We start from the raw sequence: 15,779 nt of genomic DNA on the forward strand, positions 1-15,779 counted from the left end.
TGTCTCAGGCGTTCAGCGTTAGTTTCTCAGTTTCGACACCCTCGACGGTGATGTCGAACTCGGCGTCGTCACCGACGGTGTAGGTGAGTTTGGTCTCCTCGCCGGCCGATAGCGACGGCGACCACTGGATGAACCACTCGCCGTCGAGGTCGACGACGGTGGCTCCATCGCCGTCGACATCGCTCGGTTCCACCGAGACGATCTCCGTGATTTCGGGTGTTTCCGCGCGATCAGAGTAGTTCTCGACGTGGAGTGTCACGGTGTCGTCGTCGATCTCGCGGTCGATACAGAGGTTGTTCATAATCCGCCCCATCGCGGCGTCGATGTTTGGTCGCTCCTGGCCAGTCACCTCGGCGACCTTGTCGGCCATCTCTGGGAGAATCTGGCTGAGGACACTCTGTTTCTGTTGGCGTTTCTCAAGGGAGCGTCGCTTGTTGAGATAGGATTTGAGTTCCCGGGCGGCCTCCCGGATCGCCAACTCGATCTCATCTTCGATCTCCGGAATATTGGCGATGGCGTCCTTCGATTCGCTGGTGAAAGGGACGTTCGTCGAGGCGACGTGGATCATCAACACGGCCGGCCCGCTCGGCAGGCCACTCCCGCCGGGCTGATCAAGCCCGTAGTTCCGCCAGCCGATCCCTTTCACCACATCTGTTGAGCTACAGGCACCCTGTTGGTAGACCAGCGGGACGCGGTTGGCAAATCGCAGGAGATCGATCTTGCCTTCCGATTGGAGGTCACCGCCGTAGGCGATGCCGGCTTCGACGATGAAGGGGTCACCGCCGTGGACTTCGGCGTCCCGCGTTGCCGCAGCGTAAAAGTCGGCGTTGTACTCCTTGCGGAGCCCGGCCTCAACGAGGTCGGCGGTGATCGGCGAGAGGCAGTCGGTCGGCGGCGCGAGGATGTCGGTCGCCCGCATCGCCTCCAACAGTTCGCTGGCGGTATCGCGGTCGCCCTCGATCTCGTTGATCTTTGGCACTTCGTCAGGAACCGTCTGAGCGGCTGTCCACAGCGCGTCGGTGATCTTCTCGCGGGCGGTCTCGCCGAGGGTCACATCATCGTACTCGACGGTCGCATCCGCGGCGGCGGTGACCATCGCAGATAGCTCGTCGTGGGTCACCCGGAACCGCCTGTCCCCATCGTCGCCGAGTCCGTCGGCGCGGCGGGCCAAGCGTTCGGCGAGGGCTTGGACGGTTTCGTCGTCCTTTCGGCTGCTCGTGGCGTCGTCAACGAGGCCGTACAGCCCGGGTGTGAGGTGATCGCGGCCAGGTTCTTCGCCGTTTGTTGCCTCGTCGTCATCGAAGGCGGTGAGTTCACCCCATGCGGCGGCGACGGCGTTTTCTCTCACCGTCGCCCCGAAGGTGCGGCCGGTGTCGGCTTCGACATCGTCGGCGATCTCGTCGACGAGAGCCGCTACTTCCGAGTAGGCGGTGCGGTCTCGTCCGATCAACGCAGACTCGATCTCAGTGGCGAACGTCTCAGTTGCCTCGGCTCCCTTGTTCGAGACGGCCTTGGTGACCGCGCCCGCGATGTCGATCCCGGTCGCGGGTGTCGGCCACGCGAGTTCGCGGCCGAAGTGGCGGTCGCGGAAGCTATCGAGTACCTTGTCGGCGGTCTTCTTGCCGACGCGGGTGAACTCCTCCTGTAAAAATCCGGAGACGGAGTAGGATTCGGTCGCGGCGACCATCTTGATCAGCGTCCCAAGTTCGACGCCGTGCGGATGGGGACGAATCTCGCTCGTTTCGGCAGGCAGTTGATCGGTGCCGCGTTCGAATTTGAGGGGTTCCTCAAGGCCGGGCTCCCGCAGTTCAATCCGAGCGTGAGGGTTGACAACGGCGGTGTTCTTGATGTACTGGTGGAGCTGCTGGCGGGCCCGCATGTTGGCCTCCATCTCCAACTCGATGCGGGTGCCGTGAGTGCGATCCCACGTTGTTGCCTCCGAGTCTCTGATTTCGGGCTCGTTGGTGTCGGTGTCGATGATGAGCTCGAAATACTCGGCTTGGTTAGACTCCTGTGTTCGGCTGGTGATCTTGGCGGGTTTGCCGCTGGTCAGTTGGGAGTAGAGGACAGCCGCCGAGATCCCGATCCCCTGCTGCCCGCGATTTTGCTCACGGGCGTGGAATCGCGAGCCGTACAGTAGTTTGCCGAAGATCTTCGGGACTTGGTCTTTCGTGATCCCGGGGCCGTTGTCCTCGACGACGACGCGGTAGTAGTCGCCGACCTCGGTGATCTCGACGTAGATGTCGGGTTTGATCCCGGCTTCCTCGGTGGCGTCGAGGGCGTTGTCGACGGCTTCCTTGACTGCGGTAACAAGCCCGCGGGCACCGGAATCGAAGCCGAGCATGTGCTTGTTCTTCTCGAAGAACTCGGCGATGGAGATCTCGCGTTGGCCCTTCGCCAACTCCTCGGCGATCCCCTCGTCGGCACCGAGTTCCGCCTGAAATGAGGTCATGCTATGAAGGCTTTTTCGGGGGAGAGTATAACCTCTATCCCTCCGCGATCTCGTTGCCGGCGGGACTGATCGGCGTTCGCGCCCGCGCGTGCGGGAGCTTTATCCCCCGTGGTCTACTAACGGTGAATAGTTCTATGGCAGACGAAAGCGACTACGGAGCCGGACAGATCCAAGTCTTGGAGGGCTTGCAGGCTGTCCGCAAACGGCCGGCGATGTATATCGGCTCGACCGACGGCCGCGGGCTCCACCATCTTGTTTATGAGGTCGTCGACAACTCGATCGACGAGGCGTTGGCGGGCTACTGTGACCACATCGAGGTGACCATCCACGACGACGGCTCCGTCTCGGTCGCCGACGACGGCCGCGGCATCCCGGTCGACACCCACGAGGAGTACGACCGGCCCGCCGTCGAGGTCATCATGACGGTGCTTCACGCCGGCGGCAAGTTCGACAACAAATCCTATCAGGTCTCCGGCGGCCTGCACGGCGTTGGCGTCAGCGTTGTCAACGCCCTCGCCAAATCGCTCGCCGTCGAGATCCGCCGCGATGGCTACCTCTGGACGCACAGCTTCGATCACGGCGAGCCCGAGCCCGACGCCTTCCAGCAGGTTCGGTCGCTGGAACCCGACGAAGAGACCGGCACCCAGATCCGCTTTTGGCCCGACGACGATATCTTCGAGACAACTGAGTTCACCTATTCGACGCTGGCCAATCGCCTCCGCGAACTCGCCTTCCTCAACTCTGGCGTCAAGATCACACTCACCGACGAACGCACCGACGAGGAAGACGTGTTTCTGTATGATGGCGGCATCAAGGAGTTCGTTCACTATCTCAACGAGACAAAAACCCCGCTCCACGAGGAGGTTATTTACTTTGAGGACGAGGAAGACAACATCGCCGTCGAGATCGCCATACAGGCCACCGACGAGCTTCAGGGCTCGATTCATGCCTTCGCCAACAACATCAATACCCGCGAGGGTGGCACCCATCTTACCGGCTTCAAGACCGCGCTCACCCGGGTTATCAACGACTACGCGAACGACCACAATCTGACGACCGATCTTGATGAGAACCTCAAAGGCGAGGATGTCAGAGAGGGGCTCACCGCGGTTGTCTCGGTCAAACACCCTGACCCGCAGTTCGAGGGCCAGACGAAGACCAAACTCGGCAACAGCGAGGTACGCGGGATCGTCGAAAGTGCGACCCACGAACACCTTCGAACGTATCTCGAAGAGAATCCCGACACCGGCGAGGCCGTCGTGGCGAAGGCCGCCGAGGCCGCCCGTGCGCGAAAGGCGGCCAAACAAGCTGAGGAACTAACGCGCCGAAAATCGGCGTTGGAGTCGACCGCCCTCCCCGGCAAACTCGCCGACTGCCAAACGCGCGATCCAACCGAAAGCGAACTGTTCGTCGTCGAGGGCGACTCCGCCGGCGGCTCGGCCAAACAGGGTCGTGACCGCCACAATCAGGCGATCCTTCCGATCAAAGGCAAGATCCTCAACGTCGAGAAACACCGGCTTGATCGGATTCTCGAAAACAACGAGATCCGCGCGCTGATCACCGCGATCGGCGCGGGCGTCGGTGAGGAGTTCGATATCGAGGAGACACGGTACCATAAGATCATCCTGATGAGCGTCGATGGCGAGGAACACGGCTTTGTCCGCGACACCGACGGCAACACCCAGTTCGTCGAGATCGGTTCGTTCATCGACGACGTGATCGACGCCGACGGCGACGGTTACGACGACTACGAGGTGCTCTGTTTTGGCCGCGACGACAACCGAACTAAGTTCCGGCCGATTGATCAGGTCATCCGCCATGAGATCGACGAACCGCTCCACGAGATCGAAACGCGCTATGGGCGAAATCTGAAAGTCACTGCCTCCCACAGCGTGTTCGTTCACCGCGACGGGGAGATCCAGTTGGCGACCGGCGACGAGATTGAACCCGGCGACGAGGTCGTCGCACCGCGGTCGGTTCCTGTCTCCGGTGACCGCGACGGCGACCGCGTCGATCTATTGGCCGAACTCGTCGATAGACAGGACGACATCGATTCGGAGCTCTATGCCCGCGGCGAGGGTATCGAGGAGATGTTCAAACAGCAGGTTCGCGCAGAGTACGCCACCGACGGCGGGGCCGTCGCCCGCGCGGAGCCGCGCGTCGAGATCCCGGAATCGGTTCGCTCACAGCTCCGCTCCGAACGAACCGATGCAGGACTGACACAGCAGGACGTGTGTGATGCCGTTGGCGTCTCCCAGCCGATCACGGTCTCGCAGTGGGAACGGGGCAACTCGCGGCCGACGGTGTCGAACTTCGAAGCCTACTGTGAGGCGGTCGGCGCGTCGCCTGCGGCGGTGATGGACGAGGTAACTGTGGGCGACTCGCTGCTCGACCAGCGGTGGAACAACCAATACGAGAGCGCGCCTGCGAACCGTGTTCGGGATTATGTCAGGATCAGCGAACTTGAGGAGTCAGATCTCGATGATATCCCGGACGACGCTCATGTCGAGTTGACGCCGGAACATTACGCCGATCACGGGATCGATCGCTATATCAAGATCGATGAAGCGCTCTGTGAGCTGTTCGGCATCTACGCAGCCGACGGATCGAGTTCGCCCCGCAACGGGATTCGGCTCGCGATCGGAGACACCAATGAGTCGTTGCGAGATCACTATATCGATGCGTTCGAGGATGTCTTTGGGATACCGGCCAAACACAGCGAGTACGAAGACCGCGTTGACGAGGTCAAACTCGTCAACCGCGCTGCGGCCCTCGTCTGGAAACACGTCTTCGGCTTCGACAGCGAAACCGCAGTCGAAAAATCGATTCCGGATCTCGTTTTCGACGTGTCGTCGTCGTCCCAGCAGGCGTTCCTCCGCGGATATCTGCACGGCGATGGCACCGTCAACGAGAATCGAATCGCGTGGACGACTTGCTCACGCGATCTCGCCAGTGGCCTCATGTATCTCCTCTCCGCACAGGGCGTTATGGGCTCTCACTCCACCACACCGGCGTCGGCTCTCGATGCCGGTTACGAGACGAGTGCGGAGCGACACACCGTCACGGTCGCAGCGCGCGCTGATCTTGACCGAATTCGTGATGTGTGGGAGCCACACCGTAACGGCGACGCACTCGTACCAAAAGTTGACGACGGCCACGATAATCCGGGCGCGAGACGATATCGTGAGATCTCCGATGATCTCGTCGCGCTTTCGGTGAGAGAGGTATCGGAAGTCGAGCCGTCCAGCGAGTATGTCTACGACTTCTCTGTCGAGAGTGACGAGAACTTCATCGCCGGCATGGGCGGCCTCTGTGCTCACAATACCGACGCCGACGTTGACGGGGCCCACATCCGAACACTCCTCCTGACGCTGTTGTACCGCCATATGCGGCCGCTGATCGAGGCTGGCTACGTGTACGCCGCGCAACCGCCGCTGTATCGGGTTCGGTACCGTGGCAACACCTACGATGCGATGACCGAAGCCGACCGCGACCGGATCATCGAAGAGAAGTGCAACGGGAATCCCACACAGGTTCAACGGTTCAAAGGTCTTGGAGAGATGAACCCAGATCAACTGTGGGAGACGACAATGGATCCCGAAAACCGCATCCTCAAGCGGATCACCATCGAGGATGCGGCGGCAGCCGATCGGATGTTTTCGATCCTGATGGGCGACGCCGTCGAACCACGGAAACAGTTTATCAAAGAGCATGCGACTGACGCTGAATGGGTTGATATCTGATGAGCACCGATCTGCCTGACGATCCTGATGTCGACGCCGCCAGAATCGAGACCGCCCGGATCGAAGATGAGATGGAGCAATCCTACATCGATTATGCGATGTCGGTCATCGCTGGGCGTGCACTGCCGGACGTTCGTGACGGTCTCAAACCCGTCCACCGCCGCATCCTGTATGCGATGCATGAGGCCGGCGTGTCGGCGGGCTCGGCCCACCGCAAGAGCTCCTCCATCGTCGGCGAGACGATGGGTGATTTCCATCCCCACGGCGACAGCGCGATCTACGACACCCTCGCCCGGATGGCCCAAGATTTCTCGATGCGGTACCCACTCGTCGACGGGCAAGGCAACTTCGGCTCTGTCGACGGCGACCCGCCAGCGGCGATGCGCTATACGGAGGCCCGCATGGCCCCAATCGCCGAGGAGTTGCTGGCCGACATCGACAAGGACACCGTCGATTTCAGCGCAAACTACGATGACCGCCTGCAGGAACCTGATGTGTTGCCGTCGGCGTTCCCGAACCTCCTCGTCAACGGCTCCTCCGGGATCGCCGTCGGGATGTCGACGAACATCCCGCCGCACAACCTCGGCGAGGTCATCGATGCGACCGTCCATCTGATTAACAACCCTGAGGCGACCGTTGAGGATCTGATGGATCACGTCAAGGGGCCGGATTTCCCAACTGGTGCCAACATCGTCGGCCGGGGTGGCGTCCACTCGGCGTACAAGACCGGCCGCGGTCGCGTCCGTGTTCGCGCTGAGTTCGAGGTCGACGAGGAGGAAGGCCGGATTGTCATCACTGAACTGCCCTTCCAAGAGAACAAAGCCCGCCTCGTCGAGCGCATTGCAGATGACGTAAACGAGGGCAAACTGGAGGGGATTCGGGATCTCCGCGACGAATCCGACCGCGACGGGATCCGCGTCGTCATCGATCTCAAGCGCGACGCGATGGTCGATGTCGTCAAAAACCAACTGCTCGAAAGCCATCTCGAATCAACCTTCGGCGTCATCAACCTCGCCTTGGTCGATGGTGCGCCGCAGGTGCTCGATCTGCGGGAGACGATTCAGCACTACCTTGATCACCGACGGGAGGTCGTCCGTCGGCGCTCCCAGTACGAACTCGACGAGGCCGAGGATCGCGCCCACATTCTTGAGGGCCGGCTGACCGCGCTCAACAACGTCGATGACGTCGTCGAGACGATCCAAGATGCCGACGACCGCGACGCCGCGAAGGCCGCCCTGCGGGAGGAGTTCGACTTCTCCGAGGATCAGGTTGCCCACATCGTTTCGATGCAGCTCGGCTCGCTGACATCGATGGAGGCCCAGGCGATCAAAGATGAGTACGAGGAGGTTCAAGCGCGTATCGAGCGGCTCGAAGAGATCCTCACCAACGAGAGCGAACTGCTCGGTGTCATCGAGGAGGAACTGCTCGACATCAAGGACGAATACGACGACGAGCGACGCACCTCGTTCATCGAGGACACCGACACCGTCGCCCACGAGGATCTCATCCCCGAGGAGGATATCGTCGTCGCCATGTCCGAAGACGACTACATCAAGCGGATGCCGCTGTCGACGTTCTCCGCACAGAACCGCGGCGGCAAGGGGATCATCGGCACCGATCTCAAGGAGGACGATGCGGTCTCATCGGTGTTTGTCGCCAACACCCACGACTATCTGCTCTGTTTCACCAACTATGGGCAGATCTACAAGCTCCGAGGATTCCAGATCCCCGAGATGAGCCGTACCGCCCGCGGGAAATCTGCGGTCAACATCCTCGATCTCGACGACGGCGAGGAGCTTACGGCGGTCGTCAACACCGACGACATCGCCGACGAGTCCTTCGATGGCCAGCGGTATCTGACGATGGTGACCCGCGACGGCTACATCAAACGCACCGGCGTCGATGACTTTCAGAACATCCACACCTCGGGGATCCGCGCGATCCGCCTGGAGGACGGCGACGAACTCGTCGATGTCGAGGTTACCGACGGCGACCGGACGCTTGTGGTGACGACGACCGGCGGGATGTCGATCCGTTTCGATGAGGACGATGTCCGCGCGATGGGCCGGAGTGCCCGCGGCGTCCGTGGGATCGACCTCCAGGACGACGATACGGTCGCTGGTGTCGCCGCCGTCGATGTCGACCGTCACAGCTGGGTGCTGACGGTCACCGAAAACGGCTACGGCAAGCGATCCGATATCGACGAGTACCGCGTCCAATCCCGCAACGGGAAGGGTCTAATCGACATCAAAACTGCGGGTCGCAACGGCCCGGTCTGTGCGATGGAGACTGTCGGCCCCGGCGACCACCTGGTCGTGATGAGCAAGTCGGGCCAGATCATGCGCACGCCTGTCGAGGACATCTCAACGGTCGGCCGCAACACGATGGGTGTAATCGTGATGGATCTCGTCGAGGCCGACCGCGTCGCCTGTCTCGATGTGATCCCCCGTGAGATGGTTACCGACGAATCGGAGGCCGACGTTGATCTCGCGACCGATCCCGAAGCCGCCCCGAGCGACGACTAACGAGTAATGGGCCACCAGTGAAATCGTTTCCACCGACGCAACCGGTTGCAGACGCCCCGGACGGGTTGCTGTCGGGACATCTCTGGCTGCTGGAGTTGATCGACGGCCGACCGCTGCGGTTTCAACTCCAGGACTCAGGACTGCTCCGGGTTGGCGACGAAGAGACGGTCTATGACGACCCCGAGACGATTCCGCTGCCGTTCCGTCAGGCGGTTGCCCACATTCGTGACTCCCTCGACCGCGACGCACTCAGAGCCGCCGTTGATAACGTCGAAGCGGTCACTTTCTTCGGTGTAGCAACTACCCACGAGTCGGTACCATACGATTTCGAGTCGATGCCGCCGTTTCTCGGCACCGACGTGTGGGCGGCCGACCGCGAGACGTTTCGCCCGCCGGACGCTGCCGATGGCATCTTCCGACGACTCGGGCTTGCGCCCGTCAATACCTTCGAACGAGAAGTCAACACACGGGATTTCTCCCCGGATACATACGAGCTGCCAACATCGGCGTGGTATGACGGCCCGGCCGCGGGTGTTGTGATCCGGAACAAACAGGGCCAGCGCGGCATACTATCAAACCCAGCCGTAGCCGCCTCGACACCGGTAGGAGACTCGACACAATCGAAGCCAGCCCAATCGATCGATGAGCTGGTCGATACGTACGCAACACCGGCGTCCATCGAGTCCATCGCTACGTCGATGCGGTCGGATGAGCGATCAGTCGCCGTCGACACCGTTACCGATCGGCTGTGTGGGGTTGTCGGCCGACGGCATCCTGACGCGTTTTTGGGTGCCGACGGCCTCGATCAGCCCGCGTTCCGCTCGGTGATCGCCGAACAGGTGCAACGACACCTCCATCGGTGAGTCGCTGTGGCTGTGGCTGTGGGCGCACACGGCTGCCGACAGGATTTGTTTGTCACGCCGAAAGAATTTTGCGCCGACACCGAACTGAAATTTATCACCTGAATTGTAATTATTCTTCCATCGGATTTATGAGTAGTCCCATCGAACGAAAACGCATGTCATCAATCGAACTTACGCCAAGTCAGAAAACCATTCTGACCGCGCTGACCAACCTCCACCGCGAAGCCGAAGATGCGATCAAAGGCGAGGACATCGCCGACGAAGTCGACCGCAATCCCGGGACGATCCGCAACCAGATGCAGAGCCTCAAGGCCCTCCAACTTGTCGAGGGGGTTCCCGGCCCGAAGGGCGGCTATAAGCCGACTGCCGACGCCTACGAGGCTCTCGACGTTGACCAGATGGACGAGCCAGCCTCGGTACCCCTCCAACACAACAGCGAGGTCGTCGAGAATGCCACCGTCGAAAGTATCGACCTCTCCAGCGTTCATCATCCGGAACTCTGCCGGGCGGAGATCCACCTCCAAGGCTCGATTCGTGACTTCCATGAGGGCGACTCGGTGACCGTCGGCCCCACCCCGCTGTCGAAGCTCAAAATCACGGGCACGCTTGATGCCAAAGACGACACTGACAGTATTCTGATCCTTGAGATCGACGAGATGGTCGCCCCGGTCGACAACTAACACGCGTCTGCGACTGTCGTATGGGACGACAACGACCGGTCGTCACATCCACAATAGCTCGGTTGCTGCCGTGACACTACGCGTGACGCTCTCAGGGTTACCGCGGCACAACGCCTAAGCAATAGCCTACACCATCTCCGCTGTATGCCAGGTGAATTTGAGGAGTACGGTGGCCGACACGTCCCTGAAGCACTCGAAGAACCACTTGCACAGTTGGCTGACGCCTTCGATGAGATTGTTCCGACCGACGAGTTCCAAACTGAGTTTCAATACTATCTCAACCATTTCGGTGGCCGACCAACACCGGTGTTTTACGCCGAGACGCTGTCAGAGAGCTACGGTGCAGACATCTATTTCAAACACGAAGATCTGCTGCACGGCGGTGCGCACAAACTCAACAATACCCTTGGACAGGCTCTCCTTGCCAAACGGGCTGGGAAAGACCGACTGATCGCTGAGACCGGCGCGGGCCAACACGGCACGGCGACAGCCATGGTTGGTGCGTTGCTCGACCTCCCGGTGAAAGTGTACATGGGCGAGGAAGATATCAAACGCCAGGAGATGAACGTCTTCCGGATGCGGCTGATGGGCGCGGAGGTCGAACCTGTCACCCGTGGGAATGCAAAACTCGCAGAAGCCGTCGATGCCGCCCTTGAGGATTTTGCGCAGAACATGGAGGATACCCACTACCTCGTCGGGAGTGCTGTCGGGCCGGATCCATTCCCGCGGATGGTACGGGAGTTTCAGTCGGTTATCGGTCGGGAGGCCCGCGAGCAGATTCAAGAACTCCACGGCGAGTTGCCTGATGCTTGTGTCGCCTGTGTAGGCGGTGGCTCGAATGCGATCGGGCTCTTCCATGCGTTCAAAGACGATGACGTCATGCTCTATGGAGCTGAGCCTGGCGGCACGGGTGACAGCCACTCCGCTCCGCTGTCGAAATCAAAACAAGAGGAACCGCAGATATTCCAAGGAATGTTGACGAAGGTGATTGACGAAAACACAGAGAACCACTCAGTGTCGGCTGGGCTTGATTATCCGGCTGTGGGGCCGGAACACGCCGCCTTACAGTCGCTCGGTCGTGCAGAATACCACGCAATCAGTGATGAGGAAGCCCTCGCGGCGTTCAAGGAGTTGAGCCAGGCCGAAGGCATCATCCCAGCCCTGGAGCCGAGCCACGCTATCGCACTGGCGAAAAAATTGGCCCAAGAAGACAAACACGACACGCTGCTTGTGAATCTCTGTGGGCGCGGGGACAAGGACATGCAGACAGCCGCCGAGCACTTCGATCTGTCCTGAGAGCGCGTGCCTTCTCGGCAGAAGTGATATTCTTCTTTGCGCGCTGTTTCAATTATGCAGTCGCTCGTACCCAACTCAGCGACGTCTACTTTGGTCGCTATCTTCACGCAACGGGTGACACGCTTGCGGCGGGTGGGATGACGATGTATCTGGGTACCAGCGTTACATGTCGCTCCAGGCGCTGATCGCTCGCTTCGTCGAGCTTACCTCAGCGATCCAGCGGGCGGCGATCGCCTTTTTGAGTGTCCGGGCCGCGACCCCACCGAAGGTGTTGATCGGAATCCCCATGACGTCGTGGGCGACGGCATCCTCGCCGACCGAGATGGCTGTCCCCTTATCCTTGTGTTGCCACGATTTCAGCGGTGCGCCACGCAGAGCGCGAACCAGGTTCTCGCCGGCAACCTCCGCCGCCGTCCATGCGGCCTCCGCGGTCGGCGGGGCCTGCTCGTCGTTGCCCTGGTCGATCAGTGCGGTGTCGCCGATCGCAAAGACGCGGTCGTCGCTGGTCTGGAAGTTGGATTCGGCGTGGACGCGCTTCGACCGCTCATCCTTGTCAAGGTCGCTGTTGGCAACCGTCTCTCGGCCGCTGATGCCACCGGCCCACACAAGTACGTCGTAGGGCATCGACTCGTCGTCGCCGAGGTGAACTAACTCATCATCGACCTCGGAGATGAAATCGCCTGTGAGGATCTCGATATCGCGGTTGAGCAGGCGTTTTCGGAGCGCGCCCTGTACCTCGGGATCGTTGCCCGGGAAGATCTCATCGAGTCCTTCGATCAGTTTGATGTCGATCGGCGCGTGGGTATCATCCCGGTAGCCGGCGATCTCGCCGGCGATCTGGATGCCCGACAGCCCCGCACCGCCGACCAACACCTGTGCTGGCTCGGATTGGGTTGCGTCCTCGCCGGCCGTTCGTACCGCCTCATGAATCTCGCGGGCGTCATCGAGGCTTTTCAGCGTGAGAGCGTGTTCTTCGAGGCCATCGATGCCGAAGAATGCGGTTGAGCTTCCGACTGCGAGGAGGAGATAATCGTAGTCGACAGGGTCGCCGTCCTGCAGTTCGAGCGTCTGCTCACCGGTGTCGATATCGGTGACGCGGTCGCGGATGAAGTTCGTCGACGGCGATTTGATCTCATCGACCGGGATCGCCACCTTCGATTCGACCTCGGGATTCCGGATCACGCGATGGGTCTCGTGGAGGACAAGATGGTAGTCGTGTTCGGAGATCCAGGTCAGTTCGGCTTCCCCTTCATCGATCTCGTCTTCAAACGATTTGACGGTGCCAGCACCGGCATAGCCGGCACCGACAACGACGACGTTGGCTGACATACCCCTGCTTCTGGGGCCCTCGGATAAAGCGGCTTTGGAACGGTGCCGCGCTGTGTTTCGGTCGAGTTACTCGATTGAGAGCCCTGGGTGCCACCGGTCGACACCGGCTGCCGTCTTTGCGGCATCCATCTCTGCCAACAGCGCGACCGCACGGCTTGCCGTTTCGGCCGCCTTTCGTTCGCCGACTGTGGCGAATTCCCCGGTTTCGCGGTTGGCGTAGACGGCACACACCGCCCCCGCTCGCAGGTCATAGAGATTCGATAGCGTCAGCAGCGTTGCGGCCTCCATCTCGATGTTCGCAACGTTGGCATTTTTCAGTGTCTCTATGAGATCGTCGCTGCCGGGAGCCTCATAGCCCTCAAATCCGGGCCTGGCTTGCCCAGCGTAGAAGCTGTCGGTGCTAAGTGTGACACCGACATGGTAGTCGTGACCCAATCGCTCGGCGGCGGCAACGAGTGCGCTAACGACCTCGTAGTCGGCACTCGCCGGATACGTTTCGTCGATATACTCGCTGCTGGTGCCCTCGCCTCGCATCGCCCCCGAGGTAATGACAAGGTCGCCGAGGGCGATATCCGAGCGGACGGTGCCACAGGAGCCGACGCGGATGAGCGTCTCCGCGTCGACACGGGCGAGTTCTTCGACAGCAATTCCCGTTGAGGGGCCTCCGATCCCCGTTGAGGTGACCGAGATCGGCGTCTCCCGATATCGGCCGGTCGCGGTGCGGTACTCCCGGTGGCTGGCGACCTCCGTTGCTGACTCCCAGACGTCAGTGATCTTCGCCAGTCGATCAGGGTTTCCCGGCAGCAGGACGCTGTCGGCAACGTCGTCGGCGGTGACGTCGAGATGGTACTGGCGATCGGTGTTAGGGTTCTCGCTGTTTCTCGTGTCAGGTGGGGCGTCGCTGTCAGTCATGATGACTCCCCACTATCTGAGTCACTCATATCGTGTGGCGAATCGTTGTCGGCGGCGTCGGTCAGCGTTGACGCTGAGATCGTTTCGGGGAGCAACTCTCCAAGCGTGTAGGTGGCGACTTCGCCGTCGCCGCAATCGCAGACGATCGTGAGGTCGTCTCCACAGAACTCCGCGAGCGTCTGCCGGCACATGCCACAGGGTGTGACCCCATCTCGCACGCCAGAACTGACCGCCAGTCGATCGAACTCGTGGTGGCCTGCTGTGACCGCCGTTCCGATCGCTACCTCCTCGGCGTGGAGGCTATTGGAGTAGTTGGCGTTTTCGACGTTGCAGCCGGTGAAAATCTCGCCATCGGCCGTCCGGAGTGCGGCCCCGACGCGGTACTCGGAGTAGGGGACGTGAGCCGCCCCGAGCGCCTCGCGGGCGCGTTCGATCAGTGTATCCATACTGTGGAGGGTCGGCCGACCGGCAAATAGCTTGGCGGTGTACTGAATAATAATATTTAATTAGCAGGCGATGTGACGCACTGATATGCATCGACCGCCGTCGCTGACGCGCTACGACGGGCTGTTGGCCGCGATGCCTGTCTCGGTCGCTGGCGGCACGGCCGCGGGCTGGTGGCTGGCGATCCCGCTACTCGCGGGCGTTGGGATCGGCTCGGGGGTCGCTGTTGTGATGATCCTCATCTCGGTCGCCATAACACCGACGGACGCTCGACGGAAAGCTTCTATTCAGCGCGGCTCCTACCAGCAGTGTGACGATTGAATCAGACGACCGCGGTGCCGGCCGGCGCATCCTTTCGCTTTTGGGTCTCGGCATGATCGCGCTTGGCGGCGTTCTCGGCTTTGTTGTCGGTGCCAACGGCGGTGGCGGCATCGACGCTATCGAACCGTTTGGGCTGGTGACGGTGCCGATCTCGCCGGGCGCGATGACGCTCTACGGGATGGGTGTTATCGCCGTGGCGATCGGGACACTCTACGCCTTGGTCTCGGTGGCCTCACGATACGACTGACCTGCACCGGGAAGCCGGCTGATTTTTACTCGTTGGGGCCGACGGTTAGGTATGGCACAGCCGACCAGCGAGACTGAGGCCCCCGAGGATCCGGTGGCGGGTTCGGAGTCACCGACGGAGTCGGTCAGCGATACCGATCGCAACCGGCGACGGGCAGCCCTCTATGCGCTGCCGTTTCTCGCACTTGGCGTCGGCAACGCAATCTTGATTCTCAACTTCGGCCTGGAGCCGCTGTGGGCGTTTGCCCAACTCCCGCCGATCCTGTTTACCACCGTGCTGACCTATATCGTGTTCAGCACGGATTTCCTCGACGACCGGTAGCCTCGACGGTCAGTCGCCTCGACATCCAGCGAACGCGGCGACCGCTCGTTTAACCGCCGGTATCGTACTTGTAGGTCGCTCCGTCGGCGTCGATCCCGAACTCATCGGCGTCAACGGATGGCTCCTCGCCAGCCCCGCTGGCAGTTTTGAACGCTTCTCGCAGCCGCGAGGGCATCTCGAATGCCTCGGGGTTGATAGCGAGGGCACCACCGTCGTCGTCCCCCACCGCTTTGGCTTGTGTTCGCCGGTCAGCCAGTACCGTTGGCAGGTCGTCGACTCGCTCAAAGCCAAACTGGGCTGGATAGCCCGGCTCATCAGTCAGTAGGTACACTGTCTCGACGCCGGCGTCGCTGGCTTTGGTGAGCAGCCGTTCGATAATGTGGGCTCCGACACCTTGCTCGTGCCATGATTCGCGAACCCCGATGTGTGTCAACTCGCCGACCGCCGGCTCGTCCGCATGGACGCACAGCCGGCCAAACCCTGCCCGTTCGTCGGAGTCCTCTTCGACCGCGATCACGTACTCCTGTGGCTCGCCGACCGCCTCGCCGAGGCCCATCGCCTCGATCCCGTCACGAAGCCATGTCTCATCCCGGCTTTTGCCATCGCGGACATACATACGCGGTCGTATCACCCGCACCGATGTAAA

12 protein-coding genes and 3 pseudogenes are annotated in these 15,779 nt (G+C 61.2%); 10 read left to right on the forward strand and 5 right to left on the reverse strand.

Annotation, left to right across the window (positions count from 1 at the left end):
- Positions 1-4: 4 nt before the first annotated feature.
- A complete protein-coding gene (locus ACFQJB_RS04265; protein ID WP_379724328.1) occupies positions 5-2,452 on the reverse strand; it encodes a DNA topoisomerase VI subunit B in 2,448 nt (815 codons plus the stop codon).
- Between the two features lie 134 nt (positions 2,453-2,586).
- Here ACFQJB_RS04265 and ACFQJB_RS04270 point away from each other — a divergent pair.
- From ACFQJB_RS04270 to trpB, 7 genes and pseudogenes are all read left to right on the forward strand, one after another.
- Positions 2,587-4,095, forward strand: a pseudogene (locus ACFQJB_RS04270) (DNA gyrase subunit B); the annotation flags it as partial.
- A pseudogene (locus tag ACFQJB_RS04275) lies at positions 4,081-5,769 on the forward strand (LAGLIDADG family homing endonuclease); the annotation flags it as partial. The pseudogenes ACFQJB_RS04270 and ACFQJB_RS04275, both read left to right, overlap by 15 nt.
- A gap of 6 nt (positions 5,770-5,775) precedes the next feature.
- Positions 5,776-6,195 (forward strand): annotated as a pseudogene (locus ACFQJB_RS04280) (DNA topoisomerase IV subunit B); the annotation flags it as partial.
- Positions 6,195-8,720 carry a DNA gyrase subunit A gene (gene gyrA, locus ACFQJB_RS04285; protein WP_379724331.1) on the forward strand — a complete coding sequence of 842 codons (2,526 nt, stop codon included), beginning with the start codon at positions 6,195-6,197 and terminating at the stop codon, positions 8,718-8,720. The pseudogene ACFQJB_RS04280 and the gene gyrA, both read left to right, overlap by 1 nt.
- A gap of 17 nt (positions 8,721-8,737) precedes the next feature.
- Positions 8,738-9,583, forward strand: a complete 846-nt coding sequence (locus ACFQJB_RS04290; RefSeq protein ID WP_379724334.1) for a hypothetical protein — start codon at positions 8,738-8,740, stop codon at positions 9,581-9,583.
- Positions 9,584-9,738: 155 nt separating this feature from the next.
- The gene (locus tag ACFQJB_RS04295) at positions 9,739-10,263 is read left to right on the forward strand and encodes an Rrf2 family transcriptional regulator (RefSeq protein WP_379724337.1); all 525 of its coding nucleotides are present in this window, start codon (positions 9,739-9,741) and stop codon (positions 10,261-10,263) included.
- 144 nt (positions 10,264-10,407) lie between these two features.
- Positions 10,408-11,559, forward strand: a complete 1,152-nt coding sequence (gene trpB, locus ACFQJB_RS04300) for a tryptophan synthase subunit beta (RefSeq protein ID WP_379724340.1) — start codon at positions 10,408-10,410, stop codon at positions 11,557-11,559.
- 162 nt (positions 11,560-11,721) lie between these two features.
- On the opposite strand, the gene ACFQJB_RS04305 is transcribed toward trpB, so the two are convergent.
- From ACFQJB_RS04305 to cdd, 3 genes are all read right to left on the reverse strand, one after another.
- Entirely contained in the window at positions 11,722-12,888 is a 1,167-nt protein-coding gene (locus tag ACFQJB_RS04305; protein ID WP_379724342.1) for an NAD(P)/FAD-dependent oxidoreductase, read from the reverse strand.
- Positions 12,889-12,954: 66 nt separating this feature from the next.
- Positions 12,955-13,800: a nucleoside phosphorylase gene (locus ACFQJB_RS04310; protein ID WP_379724345.1), complete on the reverse strand. Its 846-nt coding sequence runs from the start codon at positions 13,798-13,800 to the stop codon at positions 12,955-12,957.
- Positions 13,797-14,246: a cytidine deaminase gene (cdd, locus tag ACFQJB_RS04315; protein WP_379724348.1), complete on the reverse strand. Its 450-nt coding sequence runs from the start codon at positions 14,244-14,246 to the stop codon at positions 13,797-13,799. Before cdd ends, ACFQJB_RS04310 begins: the two co-directional genes overlap by 4 nt.
- Positions 14,247-14,331: 85 nt before the next feature.
- On the opposite strand from cdd, the gene ACFQJB_RS04320 reads away from it, so the two are divergent.
- Genes ACFQJB_RS04320 through ACFQJB_RS04330 form a run of 3 tightly spaced genes read left to right on the forward strand, consistent with a single transcriptional unit; the run spans position 14,332 to position 15,133 of the window.
- Entirely contained in the window at positions 14,332-14,565 is a 234-nt protein-coding gene (locus ACFQJB_RS04320) for a hypothetical protein (protein ID WP_379724351.1), read from the forward strand.
- Positions 14,555-14,812 (forward strand): DUF7520 family protein, encoded by a 258-nt coding sequence (locus ACFQJB_RS04325; RefSeq protein ID WP_120102985.1) that lies wholly within the window; start codon positions 14,555-14,557, stop codon positions 14,810-14,812. Before ACFQJB_RS04320 ends, ACFQJB_RS04325 begins: the two co-directional genes overlap by 11 nt.
- A 51-nt stretch (positions 14,813-14,863) precedes the next feature.
- On the forward strand, positions 14,864-15,133 hold the full coding sequence (locus ACFQJB_RS04330; RefSeq protein ID WP_379724354.1) for a hypothetical protein: 270 nt from the start codon (positions 14,864-14,866) through the stop codon (positions 15,131-15,133).
- Positions 15,134-15,182: 49 nt separating this feature from the next.
- Here ACFQJB_RS04330 and ACFQJB_RS04335 read toward each other — a convergent pair whose 3' ends face one another.
- Positions 15,183-15,749, reverse strand: a complete 567-nt coding sequence (locus ACFQJB_RS04335) for a GNAT family N-acetyltransferase (RefSeq protein WP_379724357.1) — start codon at positions 15,747-15,749, stop codon at positions 15,183-15,185.
- Positions 15,750-15,779: the final 30 nt, after the last annotated feature.

The sequence above is a fragment of the Halonotius sp. GCM10025705 genome (assembly GCF_042662885.1).
GTDB lineage: Archaea > Halobacteriota > Halobacteria > Halobacteriales > Haloferacaceae > Halonotius > Halonotius aquaticus.